The sequence below is a fragment of the Streptomyces sp. NPDC101152 genome (assembly GCF_044768275.1).
Classification (GTDB): Bacteria; Actinomycetota; Actinomycetes; order Streptomycetales; family Streptomycetaceae; genus Streptomyces.
This window is the reverse complement of record NZ_JBIWPO010000093.1, coordinates 1-12,358: the sequence shown is the minus strand read 5'-3', so window position 1 is coordinate 12,358 and position 12,358 is coordinate 1. Positions and strand designations below refer to the sequence as shown.

The window sequence follows — 12,358 nt, the reverse complement described above, 5'->3', positions numbered from 1 at the left end:
CCTCCACCTCACAGGCCTCGGCACCTGACCGCGAACAGGCCTGCAACCAGCTCCAAAGTCAACCCCCGAAGGACTTACGACGCAGACCACTAAGCGACGAAGATGTCCACCGGCGGGCGCAGTTTCGCCGCCGCCGACAGCGCCTCGTGCACCGGGTGGGTGTCGAAAGCGGTCAACAGGGCCTCGTCCGCGGGGAGTCCGGCGGCCGGACAGGCGATCTGCGCGTAGGCGGCCTGGAAGCGCGGACCCCAGCGGCGGGCACCGAGGCGCGCGGTGCGGGAGCAGTTGTTCTGCATCTGGCGCAGACGCTGAACTCGGGCGGACCAGTCTGGACTGTCATGTCAGCCCCGCGACGCTGACACGGACGGTGCAACGGCTGGAGGCGGAGCTCGGGCACCGGTTGTTCGAGCGGGGACCGCGCGGGGTGTCGTTGACGGCGGAGGGACACCGCTTCCGTGAATACGCCGTCCGGGCACTGGAGTTGTGGCGGTTCTACCGGGAGGAGCACCCCGATCCGGCCCATCTCACGGGACGTCTCGCACTGTTCGCCACGGTGACCGCCTGCCAGGCGCTGCTGCCCGACCTGTTGAGGCCCTTCCGTGTCGCCCATCCGCAGGTCCGCCTCGACCTGCGCACCGGTGACGCGGCGGCCGCGCTCGCCCGTCTGGACGAGGGCGAGGTCGACGTGGCCGTCGCAGGGATTCCGGCACGGCTGCCCGAGCCACTGGTCAGCAGGACCGTGGCAGTCACCGAGCTGGTCCTGGTCACGGCACGCGAGCGCCCGGACCCGGCGCTCGACGGCCCGTTCGTCCTTCCCCACCGCGGGCTGGTGCGCGAGGCCGCCGACCGCTGGTTCCGCGCCCGGGGCACCGCGCCGGAGGTGGCCGCCGAACCGGACGGGCACGAAGGGCTGCTGACCCTGGTCGCCCTGGGCTGCGGCACCGGCCTGGTGCCGCGCCTCGTACTCGAACACAGTGCGGTGCGTGACCGGCTGGCGGTGGTGCCGGCCGATCCGGCACCGGAGGAGTTCCCGATCGGGCTGTTCGTACGGCGGGCGGATCTGCGGCGGCCGTTGGTGGCGGCGCTATGGAGCCTGTGCCGGTGACTCAGCGCGTGGCCCTGCCCTCGTCCAGCCGTTCCACGCGCTCCACGTTCTGCCGGTCCTCGGCCTCCGCGCTGGCCTCTGCCGCGAACCAGGCGTCGAGGATCTCCTTCAGCAGCGGCTCCGAGGTCAGGCGCAGGCTGAGGGCGAGCACGTTGGCGTCGTTCCAGCGGCGGGCGCCGTCCGCGGTGTAGGCGTCGGTGCACAGCGCGGCCCGTACGCCCGGGACCTTGTTCGCGGCGATGGACGCGCCGGTACCGGTCCAGCAGCACACGACCGCCTGGTCCGAGGCGCCGGAGGCGACGTCCCGGGCCGCCGCCTGAGAGCAGGCGGCCCACTGGGGGTCGGCGCCGGGGCTGAGGGCGCCGTGCGTCACGACGTCGTGGCCGCGCTCGGTCAGCTGCGCGACGAGCGAGCGCGCGACGGGTTCGTCCATGTCGGAGGAGACGGAGATCCGCATGTCACGAGAGTACGTCGCGGTCAGGCGCCCAGTGCGGCCAGCGGATCGTCGAGCACCGGCTGCCACGCCAACTCGGCCGCCCCGACCAGGCTGTTGTGGTCCAGGGTGCAGGGCAGGATGGGGACGCTGCCGCTCTGCCCCCACAGGCTGCGGTCTGCGACGACGGCACGCAGGCGGTCGGGGTCGGCGTCGAGGAGGGTGCGGTGCAGGCCGCCGAGGATGATGCGGTCGGGGTTGAGGATGTTGACCAGGCCGGCGAGGCCGAGACCCAGACGGTCGATGAGGGACTCCGCGGCGGTGCGGACGGCGGGGTCGGTGTAGTGGTCGCGGATCAGGTCGTCCGCCTGTTTGAGGAGGGAGTCCGCCGGGCCCGGGTCCCGGCCGGCCGCCGTGAGCAGGGCCAGCGGGTCGGCCTCGACGTCCAGGCAGCCGCGGCTGCCGCAGTGGCAGGGGCGGCCCTCGGGGTTGACGGTGAGGTGGCCGACCTCCAGGGCCAGGCCCGCACTGCCGGTGTGCAGACGGCCGTCGAGGACCAGCGCACCGCCCACGCCCCGGTGTCCGGTGGCCACGCACAGCAGGTCCCGGGCGCCGCGCCCCGCGCCGTGCCGGTGCTCGGCGAGGGCGGCGAGGTTGACGTCGTTGCCCGCGAAGGCCGGTCCGGTGATCCCCGCCGCGCGCACGCACTCCGCGAAGATCCGCCGGACCGGGGCGCCGACCGGCCAGGCCAGGTGGAGGGGGTTGAGTGCGAGGCCGTCCGGTTCTGCGACGGCAGAGGGTACGGCGAGACCGGCGCCGACGCAGCGCCGCCCCGTCTCCCGCAGCAGCTCGCCGCCCGCCTCGACGACCGAGCCGAGGACCTTCGCCGGGTCGGCGTCGACGGTCTCGCAGCCGGGCGCGGTGGCGACGATCCGTCCGCCCAGGCCGACGAGTGCCGCCCGGAAGCCGTCGGCGTGCACCTGGGCCGCGAGCACGACCGGCCCCTGGTCGGCGACCGCCAGCCGGTGCGAGGGCCGGCCCTGCGAACCGGCCGCCGCGCCGGGTCGCGCGTCGACGCGGATCAGCCCGAGCGCCTCCAGTTCGGCGGCGACCGCGCCGGCCGTCGCCCGGGTCACGCCGAGCTCGGCGGTCAGCACGGCCCGGGTGGGCGCACGCCCGGTGTGCACGAGCTCCAACGCGGGCCCGAGCGCGCCGCGCCCCCGGTCCAGCCGCGTCCTCGAGGTGGTCCCTTCCCCCGCCGACCGGGGGTCCGCCTTGCCGCTCATGAGGGCGAGTCTCCCATGATCCGCCTGGTTGGTGGCCCCGGCGTGGACGGGCGGAGGCGGTTGTCACGGGCCGCGTACCTGGACCTGGCGGACACCGCCCGGCGGGCTCTCAGCGTTCCCGGTCCGCCTCGTCGCCCGCGATCCAGGCGGTGCGGGCCATTCCGTCCGGGTCCACCAGCTTCGGCTGGAGCGTCAGCTTGATCCGCTGGGTCTGCGTCTGGGCGATCTTGCCCCCCGCGTTCGCCTCGACGACCATGAAGCGGACCTTGCCGCCCGCCGACGCGTCGCGGTCGAGGGCGACGGTGGCCTCCAGCTCGACCGGGCCGAGCTCGAAGCGCAGCACCTCACCCACGCCGTCGGTGAGGGCGTCCGTCAGTTCCTTGCGCAAGTCCCGGATCAGCTCGGACAGTTCGATCATGCGCCCCCCTGGGTCAGTCACCTGGATCGTACCCACCGAGGAACCCCGCCGGGCCGTCGAGCGGCGGTGACCTGCCGCTCGGCTAGCCTTGACGCACGATGGACGACCGTATGACGACGCCGTGGGGCGAGTTCGCCCTGGCCCGCTTTCCCGAGGATCCCCGAGACAGGCTGCGCGCCTGGGACGCCTCCGACGAGTACCTGCTCAGGTATCTCGCCGAGGAGAAGGTCCGGCCGGCGGGCACGGTGGTGGTCGTCGGGGACCGGTGGGGTGCCCTGGCCACCGCGCTGGCCGAGCACCGGCCGGTACAGATCACCGACTCCTTCCTCGCCCAGGAGGCGACCAGGGCGAATCTCGCACGCAACGACGTCGAGCCGGGGGCCGTCCAGCTGCTGACCACGCAGGATCCGCCGCCCGAGCGGGTCGACCTGCTGCTGGTGCGGGTGCCGAAGAGCCTCGCCCTGCTGGAGGACCAGTTGCTGAGGCTGGCGCCCGGGGTGCACGCGGGGACGGTGGTCGTCGGGGCGGGGATGGTGAAGGAGATCCACACCTCCACACTGCGGCTGTTCGAGCGGATCCTCGGGCCGACCCGTACCTCGCTGGCCGAGAAGAAGGCGCGGCTGATCTTCTGCACGCCCGATCCGGCGTTGGAGCGGCCCATCAGTCCCTGGCCGTACGCGTACGAGCTGCCGGACGACGTCGGGCCGGTCTCGGGGCGCACGGTGGTCAATCACGCGGGCGTGTTCTGCGCGGACCGGCTGGACGTCGGTACGCGGTTCTTCCTGGGGCATCTGCCCAGCGGCCTCGGCGGCCGGCGGGTGGTGGACCTGGGCTGCGGGAACGGGGTCGTGGGGACGGCGGTCGCGGTCGCCGACCCGGACGCCGAGGTGCTGTTCGTGGACGAGTCGTTCCAGGCCGTGGCCTCGGCGGAGGCGACGTACAAGGCGAACGGCGTGCCGGGGCACGCCGAGTTCCGGGTGGGGGACGGGCTGGCCGGGGTGCCTGCCGCGAGCGTCGATCTGGTGCTGAACAACCCTCCGTTCCACTCGCACCAGGCGACGACCGACGCGACGGCGTGGCGGATGTTCACCGGGGCGAGGCGGGTGCTGCGGCCCGGCGGTGAGCTGTGGGTGATCGGCAACCGGCACCTCGGGTACCACGTGAAGCTGCGCCGGCTGTTCGGCAACAGTGAACTGGTCGCCGGCGACCGGAAGTTCGTGGTGCTGAAGGCCGTCAAGAGGTAGTCAGGCGAGAGTCCGGGCGATGTCGGTCACCGTCCGCACCATCGCCTCCCGGCCGACGCTGAGGTACTTCCGCGAGTCGACCGCCTCGGGATGGTCCGCCAGGAACTCCCGGATGGCGGCGGTCATCGCGATGTTGAGGGCGGTGCCGACGTTGACCTTGGCGATGCCGGCCGCGACCGCGCGGGCGAGTTCGTCGTCGGGAACGCCCGAGGAGCCGTGCAGGACGAGCGGGACGTCGACGGCTGCGGAGAGGGCTTTGAGCAGGGTGTGGTCGAGGGTCGCGGTACGGGTGGTCATGGCGTGGGTGCTGCCGATGGCCACGGCGAGGGCGTCCACTCCGGAGTCGGCGACGAAGGCGCGGGCCTCGGCGGGGTCGGTACGGGCGCCGGGGGCGTGGGCGTCCAGTGCGGGCTGCCCGCCCTTGCCGCCGACCTGTCCCAACTCCGCCTCGATCCACAGGCCTTGGCTGTGCGCCCAGTCGGCGGCGGCCCGGGTGGCCGTGAGGTTCTGCTCGTAGGGCAGCCGGGCCGCGTCGTACATGACCGAGCTGAAGCCGGCGCCGGGTGCCTGGCGCAGCAGGTCGTCGCTCTGGACGTGGTCGAGGTGCAGGGCGACGGGTACGGTCGCGCGCTGGGCTGCGGTGGCGGCGGCGCGGGCCAGCGGCAGCAGGCGTCCGTAGCGGAACTTCACGGCGTTCTCACTGACTTGGAGGACGACGGGTGCCCGCGCGGCCTCGGCGCCGGCGATGACGGCCTCGACGTGTTCCAACGTGATGATGTTGAAGGAGGGGACGGCGGAGTGCGCGGCGGCGGCCCGGGTGACGAGTTCGCCGGTGGTGACGAGGGGCACGGCTGATGCCTTTCGGGTCGTCAGGGAGCGAGGATCACCGAGCGGGTCAGATGGCGGGGCCGGTCCGGGTCGATACCGCGGGCGGCGGCGACCGCGACCGCGAGCCGCTGGACCCGGACGAGTTCGGCCAGCGGGTCGAGACCGCCCGCCACCCACAACCCGCCTGTCTCCCGCACCTGTTCGGCCAGCCCGTCGGGTGCCTCGCCCAGCATCCAGGTCGCGGTGCCGTGGGTGGTGACGCTGATGGGACCGTGCCGGTACTCCATGGCCGGGTAGGCCTCGGTCCAGGCGAGCGAGGCCTCGCGCATCTTCAGTCCGGCCTCGCTCGCGAGCCCCACCGTCCAGCCGCGGCCGAGAAAGGTGAACTGGGCGCAGTCGACGAGGCCTTCGGGCAACGGGGTCGCAAGGGCCGTCCGGGCGTCGGCGACCACGACATCGGTGTGCAGACCGAGTCGGGCGCGCAGCAGGGTGAGGGCGCTGGTCGCGAACCGGGTCTGCACAACGGACCGTTCGTCGGCGAAGTCGAGCACCACGACCTCGTCGGCCGCCTGCATGACGGGGGTGCGCGGGTCGGCGGTGATCGCGGTGGTGGGGGTGCGTCCCTTCAGCCGGCCGAGCAGTTCGAGGACCTCGGTCGTCGTCCCGGAGCGGGTGAGGGCGACGACACGGTCGTACGAGCGCGCGGGCGGGAACTCCGAGGCGGCGAAGGCGTCCGTCTCCCCCTGACCCGCGCCCTCGCGCAGCGCCGCGGCCGCCTGCGCCATGAAGTACGAGGTGCCGCATCCGACGATCGCGACCCGCTCCCCCGGCGCCGGGAGCGCCCCGACGTGCCGTTCCGCCTCCGCGGCGGCCCGTATCCAGCACTCGGGCTGGCTGCTCAGCTCGTCCTCGACATGGGTCATGCCGAACCCTCCCCTGGTTGTTCGTTCTTGCAAGATATAGCGAGCTTTCGAGCATAATCAAGCATCCCGCCGCATCGGATCGATCCGGCGGGATCCCGGCGCCGACGGCCGCCGTTCCGCTTAGGCTGAGTGCGGGGACGCGTGGCATGGCAGGGAGGCTGCGATGGGCGCACGAGTGACCGACCAGGACGGCGCCGGGGCCGGCCCGCGCTACCTCCCGATCGCCGAGCACGGTCTGATCGGTGATCTGCGCAGCGTGGCGCTCGTCGGCACCGACGGCACCATCGACTGGTACTGCTGCCCCGCCTTCGACGCGCCGAGTGTCTTCGCGGCGATCCTGGACGCCGAGCGCGGCGGGTGCTTCGAGCTGGCCGCGTCCGTGCCGGCGAGGACGAAGCAGTTCTACTTCCCCGACACCAATGTGCTGATCACCCGCTTCTTCACCGAGGACGGGGTCGGCGAGGTGCAGGACTTCATGCCGGTGGCCGGCGGGGACGTCGAGGTCGAGCGGCACCGGCTGATCCGGCGGGTGGTGTGCGTGCGCGGCTCCATCCCGTTCCGCACCCGGGTCGCCCCGCGCTTCGCCTACGGCACCCGGCCGCACGCCGTGCGCGTGGAGGGCGATGTGGCGGTCTTCGCGACCGACGGGCTGTCGCTCGCGTTGACGGCCACCGTGCCGCTGGAGCCGTGGGGGCAGGACGTCCGGGCGGACTTCAAGCTCTCCGAGGGCGAGAGCGCGGTGTTCGCGCTGGACCAGGTCGGCGGTGACGTGCAGCCGCGCCGGTGCGCGAAGGTCGAGGCGGAGGAACACTTCAACCGGACGGTGACCTACTGGCGGCGCTGGCTGTCCGCCTCCAAGTACCGGGGCCGCTGGCGGGAGATGGTGCACCGTTCCGCCCTCACCCTGAAGCTGCTCACCTACGCCCCCAGCGGCGCGATCGTCGCCGCGCCGACCACCAGCCTGCCGGAGCAGCTCGGCGGCGAGCGCAACTGGGACTACCGGTACGTGTGGGTGCGCGACGCCGCGTTCTGCGTGTACGCCCTGCTGCGGCTCGGGTTCAGCGACGAGGCCGAGGCGTTCATGAAGTTCGTGACCCGGCACATCAGTCCGGGCGACGGCAGGCCCTCGGGTCCGCTGCAGATCATGTACGGCATCGACGGCCGTACCGACCTCACCGAGACGGTGCTCGACCACCTGGAAGGCCATCAGGGCTCCGCACCGGTGCGCGTCGGCAACGCCGCCGCCGACCAGCTGCAACTCGACATCTACGGCGCGCTCATCGACTCGATCTACCTCTACGACAAGTGGGCCAAGCCCATCTCCAGCGATCAGTGGGACGACGTGTGCGCGCTGGTGGACTGGGTGTGCGCGCACTGGGACCAGCCCGACGAGGGCATCTGGGAGACACGCGGAGGCCGCAAGAACTTCCTGTACTCGCGGCTGATGTGCTGGGTGGCGATCGAACGGGCCATCCGCATGGCCAACCGGCGGGGTCTGCCCGCCGATCTGCCGCGCTGGCGCGAGTCCCGGGACACGATCTACCGGCGGATCATGACCCGCGGCTGGTCCGAGTCCCGCCAGGCCTTCGTCGAGCACGAGGACGGCGACGTCCTGGACGCGGCGGTGCTGATGATGCCGCTGTCGAAGTTCATCGCGCCCACGGACCCCAAGTGGCTGTCCACGCTCGACGCGCTCACCAGCGAGCTGGTGTCCGACTCCCTGGTCTACCGCTACGACCCGGCGGCCAGCCCCGACGGACTGCGCGGCGACGAGGGCACCTTCTCCATCTGCTCGTTCTGGTACGTCGAGGCGATGGTCCACGCCGGCCGCGTCGACGAGGCCCGCCTGGCGTTCGAGAAGATGCTGACGTACGCCAACCATCTGGGCCTGTACGCGGAGGAGATCAGCCACACCGGCGAGCAACAGGGCAACTTCCCGCAGGCGTTCACCCATCTCGCCCTGATCAGCGCCGCGTTCAACCTCGACAAGGCCCTCGGCTGACAACCGAGTTGGAGACTTGGTGACGAGCCTCGACAGCTTGCCCGGCCACCCGGCGGACGGCCTCGACGCGCTGCCCTGGGCCCGGGCGGGCCGCGGGGCAGCGTACGCATCGCCGACGGACGCGTCGTCGCCGTCCGCGGGGGCGAACTCGACGGCCCCGGGCTGGACTTGGACGGGCAGACCGTGCTGCCCGGTCCGTGGGACGCCCACGCGCATGTCGCAGTGGCTCGGCAGCCGGCACCGAATGGATCTGTCCGGGTTCGAATCGGGCCGGCCGGTGGCCAAGGCCGTACGGGAACACCCGGCCGGCCCGCCGGCGAGGTGGTGATCGGCCAGGGCTTCCGGGACGGGCTGTGGCCCGACGCGCCGCACAAGTCGCTGCTCGACCGGGGGTGTCCGGACCGGCCGGTCGCACTGATCAGCGCCGATCTGCACGCCGCGTGGCTGAACTCGGCGTGTCTGGCACTGGTCGGCCGGGGTGATCATGCCACGGGGCTGCTGCGCGAGCAGGAGTGCTTCGCGGCGATGCGGGCATTGCCCGAGGCACCCGCCGAAGGACCGGTGCTGGAGGGGCTGCACACGGCGCTCAAGCGCCGGGATGTGTTCGCCAGGGATGCCGGGCACGCCGGGCGGGCGGCTCTCCCTGGCGGGCCGGACCCCGACTACTCTCCTGCGGGGCAGGCCTGGCAAGTTGTGACGCTTGGTCAAGGCGGTGCCTGCGGACTGGTTACCGCCAGCCCCTCATGGCTGGATGGTCCGTGCTCGGCGAGTCGGTCACGTATCTGGCCCGTAGCCGTGGAAGCGGTCGTCTGTGTGTGGCGGGGCCGTCGGATGAGGCGTCAAGAGGGAGGCGCCGGCCGCGTGATGCGGTCGCTGCCGACGCCCCGGTTGTCACTTGTTCTCTCACTTCTCGGCGCTGCCGGCTTCGTGCTGGGCACCTGCGGACGCGTCGGCGTGCCCGCCGGGGCCGTCGGCGCCCTCCGGGGTCTCCGCCTGGCCGTGTTCGCCCGGCTGCTCGTTGTCGGGGGCGTTCTGGTCGCCGTGCTGGATGTTGTCGGTGTCCGGTCCCGCCGGCTCCGGCGGCGTGTCCTGTCGCACGACGGACGCGGCCGGCGCCGCACTCGCACTGGACCCGGCGACGGCAGCGCCGATCCCTGCCCCGCCGAGGGTCAGGGCAACGACCGCCGTGGCCGCGATCTTCCGGTGGAACTTCATGATGTCCGCCTTTCGAACCGATCGATGTGCTGACGCCCTCAGTGTGCGAAGCGGCTCGTGAAGCGACGGTGTGCGGCTGATGTGAACGCTGACATGCTGGGATTCGGAGTTCGCACCGGCGCGACCGCGGCCGGCACGGCACCGCCGAGCTGTCTGCCACGGCGAAGACCGTCACGGGCGAGGTCTTGCCGGTTTCGCAGGACGGCCTGCCGAACGCCCGGACCAGAAGTCGACCGGATCACCGACGGTGAGCTTCCGCGCCTGCGGGACACTCTTCCGACCAGCTCCACTCCCGTACGGCAGCGCAGCGCCGTCGGGCCCCGGCGAGCGTGTGATGTCTCACCACCGAGCCTGTCCCCGCTCGGGGGCCGGGGCGAGCGGGAACTCCAGGCGGACTCGGGCGCCTCCTCCCGCTGGATTGTCCGCCACCACGCTGCCGTCGTGGGCCTCGGCGATGGACCGCACGATCGCCAGGCCCAGCCCGGCGCCGCCGCCTGCCCTGGCCCGTGCGGCATCGGCGCGTCGGAACCGCTCGAAGGCCAAGGGGAGGAACACCGGCGGGAACCCGGGCCCGTGGTCACGTACCTCGATCACGGCGACGTCGGCTCCGGGCGCGTGACGGGTGCTGAGCGTGACGTCGATGACGGCGCCGTCCGGGCTGTGGCGCAGGGCGTTGTCGAGGAGGTTGTCCATCGCCTGGCGCAGCCGGTCGGGATCGGCCACGATGCGCACCTGCGGGTCGGCGCGCAGGGTCAGGCGGACGCCGCGGGCCTCGGCGCGTGCCGAAGCCGCGTGGATCGCTCGGGTGAGGACATCGGCCGGGGCTATCGGTTCAGTTCGCAGGAAGGCGTGACCTTCGTCCGCGCGGGCGAGTACCAGCAGGTCCTCACTCAGCCTGATCAGCCGGTCGGTGTCGGCCGTCGCCGCGGTGATCGCGTCCGCCAGTGCCTGGTGGGAGCGGCCCGGCCGGCGCGCCAGTTCCAGTTCGGCCTTCAGCATGGTCAGCGGGGTGCGCAACTCGTGGCCGGCGTCGGCGACGAAGCCGCGTTCCCGGTCCAGGGCCCGGGCCAGTCGGTCCAGTACGCCGTTCATGGTGGCCGCCAGCGTCGCGATCTCATCGCGGGTCCCGGGCACCGGGAGGCGGGCTGCGGTGTCGTGCTCGGAGATGTCTGCCAGGCGTCGTCGCATGCGTTCCACCGGGCGCAGCGCGGAGCCGGTCAGGGCGTAGGCGCCAAGGCCGACGAGGACGACGGCCGACGGTCCAGCGATCCACAGCGCGGTGCTGGTGCGTGCTGTCGCCTCTTCGGCCAGGTGGGAGGCGGTGCCCACCACGACGAGGACGGGCCGGGCGCGATGATGGGCCGGCACGGCCAGCATCCGGTATTTTTCGCCCTCCACTGTGGTGGTGAACCTCACCGGGGCGTGCGCGGCGGCCCGCCGTTGCGTGGCGTCGGCCAGAGGTTGCCGGACGGCCGGGTCGGTGGTCGCCAGCACCGCGCCGTCGCGGGCGAGAACCTGCGTGATGTCGTCCGATACCGGGTTCTGGCCGTGCTGGTCACCCTGCTGGCCGCTGTCCCGGCTCTCGGAAGGCGGGGGCGCAGGGAGCGGCGGCAGCGGCCCGGCGGAGGCGAGGCGCGCGACTTCCGCGTCGGCCCGCACGTGCAGCGTGGAGGCCAGGGAGTCGTTCAGACCTGCCGTCAGCTGCTGGAGGAACAGCAGCCCGGCGGTGGCGATGACGACCGCGGTGCCCAGCGCGAACAGCAGCGCCAGCCGCCATCTCAGGGTCATGGCGGCTCATCCGCCCTTCGCGCAAGCCGGCATCCGCAGCCGGTATCCGGCTCCGCGCACGGTCTCCAGATGGGATTCTTCGCCCGGCTCGTCGATCTTGCGGCGAAGGTAGGCCACGTACTGGTCGACGACGTTGGACACGCCGTCGTAGGCGAAGTCCCACACGTGCTCCAGGATCCGGGTGCGGGTCAGTACATCGCCGGGATACCGCAGAAACAGCTCCAGCAGGGCGAACTCCTTGGGCGACAGCTGAAGCTCCGACTGCCCCCGCCACACCCGCCGACTGGACGGGTCCAGCTGCAGATCGCCCACGGCGAGGAGCGCGGGCCGCTCCCTGGCCCCCCGCCGTACCAGGGCCCGCAGCCGCGCGAACAACTCGGCGAAGCTGAAGGGCTTGGTCAAGTAGTCGTCCGCGCCCGCATCCAGCCCCCGCACCCGCTCGGTGACCGCGTCCCGGGCCGTCAGCAACAGCACCGGCGACCAGCATCCCCCGGCCCGCAACCTGCGGCACACGTCGAGACCGTCGAAACCCGGCAGCATCACATCCAGCACGATCACGTCGTAGGGGCTCTCCTGCGCCCGCCACACCGCCTCCGGACCGTTGCCGGAGACATCGACGGCATACCCCTCCTCACACAGCCCGCGCTGCAGCAGCGCCGCCGTGCGGACCTCGTCCTCGACCACCAGCACCCGCACACCACCACCGTAGAAGCCCCCGCATGTGAACAGCATGTGAGGAGACAGCCCGCGGCCATGCCACGGTGTCGACGGGGCCGGCCGTTCCGCACGCTCCGCCGCTCCGACGCGCCCGGCAGACCGCTGTGGACCTGGCCGGACGTCTGACCGATGTCAGCGGTCAGGCAACTCCGCACGGTCTCCATGATCAGCGTCACGTAGTTCCCCACCTGGGCTGGGGCCGTGGCGGGCCGCCCGACGGCTGAGTGTGCGGCTGGTCCGGTCGGTCAAGGGCGCCTTCGGCGGCGCTCCGCGCCAGCCTTTGCGGCGGCACGTCGCCGTCTAGGCGGCCGCCACCGTCCTGCTCGCCTGGCTGCCCTTCGCGATCGCCGACCCGGGCACGCTCACCGCCGCGCAGTACGCCATCGTCAACGAACCCTC

Annotated in this window: 12 protein-coding genes and 1 pseudogene; 4 read left to right on the top strand and 9 right to left on the bottom strand. The window is 72.5% G+C overall.

Annotated features, from left to right (window positions below; genetic code table 11):
- Window positions 1–89: 89 nt before the first annotated feature.
- Window positions 90–296, bottom strand: a complete 207-nt coding sequence (locus tag ACIRVK_RS43975) for a hypothetical protein (protein ID WP_404257551.1) — start codon at window positions 294–296, stop codon at window positions 90–92.
- Between the two features lie 71 nt (window positions 297–367).
- Here ACIRVK_RS43975 and ACIRVK_RS43970 point away from each other — a divergent pair, with 71 nt between their 5' ends.
- Entirely contained in the window at window positions 368–1,105 is a 738-nt protein-coding gene (locus tag ACIRVK_RS43970) for a LysR substrate-binding domain-containing protein (protein WP_404257549.1), read from the top strand.
- A gap of 1 nt (window position 1,106) precedes the next feature.
- Here ACIRVK_RS43970 and ACIRVK_RS43965 read toward each other — a convergent pair whose 3' ends face one another.
- From ACIRVK_RS43965 to ACIRVK_RS43955, 3 genes are all read right to left on the bottom strand, one after another.
- Window positions 1,107–1,562: an RpiB/LacA/LacB family sugar-phosphate isomerase gene (locus ACIRVK_RS43965; RefSeq protein WP_404257547.1), complete on the bottom strand. Its 456-nt coding sequence runs from the start codon at window positions 1,560–1,562 to the stop codon at window positions 1,107–1,109.
- Between the two features lie 20 nt (window positions 1,563–1,582).
- Entirely contained in the window at window positions 1,583–2,824 is a 1,242-nt protein-coding gene (locus tag ACIRVK_RS43960) for an ROK family protein (RefSeq protein WP_404257545.1), read from the bottom strand.
- Window positions 2,825–2,933: 109 nt separating this feature from the next.
- Entirely contained in the window at window positions 2,934–3,242 is a 309-nt protein-coding gene (locus ACIRVK_RS43955) for a trypco2 family protein (RefSeq protein WP_404257543.1), read from the bottom strand.
- A 110-nt stretch (window positions 3,243–3,352) separates the two neighbouring features.
- Here ACIRVK_RS43955 and ACIRVK_RS43950 point away from each other — a divergent pair, with 110 nt between their 5' ends.
- Entirely contained in the window at window positions 3,353–4,486 is a 1,134-nt protein-coding gene (locus ACIRVK_RS43950) for a methyltransferase (RefSeq protein ID WP_404257541.1), read from the top strand.
- On the opposite strand, the gene ACIRVK_RS43945 is transcribed toward ACIRVK_RS43950, so the two are convergent.
- Window positions 4,487–5,335, bottom strand: a complete 849-nt coding sequence (locus ACIRVK_RS43945) for a ketose-bisphosphate aldolase (protein WP_404257539.1) — start codon at window positions 5,333–5,335, stop codon at window positions 4,487–4,489.
- Between the two features lie 20 nt (window positions 5,336–5,355).
- Entirely contained in the window at window positions 5,356–6,237 is an 882-nt protein-coding gene (locus ACIRVK_RS43940) for an SIS domain-containing protein (protein ID WP_404257537.1), read from the bottom strand.
- Window positions 6,238–6,400: 163 nt separating this feature from the next.
- Here ACIRVK_RS43940 and ACIRVK_RS43935 point away from each other — a divergent pair, with 163 nt between their 5' ends.
- Window positions 6,401–8,239 carry a glycoside hydrolase family 15 protein gene (locus ACIRVK_RS43935; RefSeq protein WP_404257535.1) on the top strand — a complete coding sequence of 613 codons (1,839 nt, stop codon included), beginning with the start codon at window positions 6,401–6,403 and terminating at the stop codon, window positions 8,237–8,239.
- 168 nt (window positions 8,240–8,407) lie between these two features.
- Window positions 8,408–8,764, top strand: a pseudogene (locus ACIRVK_RS43930) (amidohydrolase family protein); the annotation flags it as partial.
- 378 nt (window positions 8,765–9,142) lie between these two features.
- Here the strand turns inward: ACIRVK_RS43930 and ACIRVK_RS43925 are convergent.
- The 3 genes from ACIRVK_RS43925 to ACIRVK_RS43915 all read right to left on the bottom strand — a co-directional run bounded on the left by ACIRVK_RS43925 (window position 9,143) and on the right by ACIRVK_RS43915 (window position 11,938).
- Complete coding sequence (locus ACIRVK_RS43925; RefSeq protein ID WP_404257555.1) at window positions 9,143–9,454, bottom strand: hypothetical protein; 312 nt, start codon at window positions 9,452–9,454, stop codon at window positions 9,143–9,145.
- Window positions 9,455–9,793: 339 nt separating this feature from the next.
- Entirely contained in the window at window positions 9,794–11,242 is a 1,449-nt protein-coding gene (locus ACIRVK_RS43920; protein ID WP_404257533.1) for an ATP-binding protein, read from the bottom strand.
- A 6-nt stretch (window positions 11,243–11,248) separates the two neighbouring features.
- Window positions 11,249–11,938: a response regulator transcription factor gene (locus ACIRVK_RS43915; protein WP_404257553.1), complete on the bottom strand. Its 690-nt coding sequence runs from the start codon at window positions 11,936–11,938 to the stop codon at window positions 11,249–11,251.
- Between the last annotated feature and the right edge of the window lie 420 nt (window positions 11,939–12,358).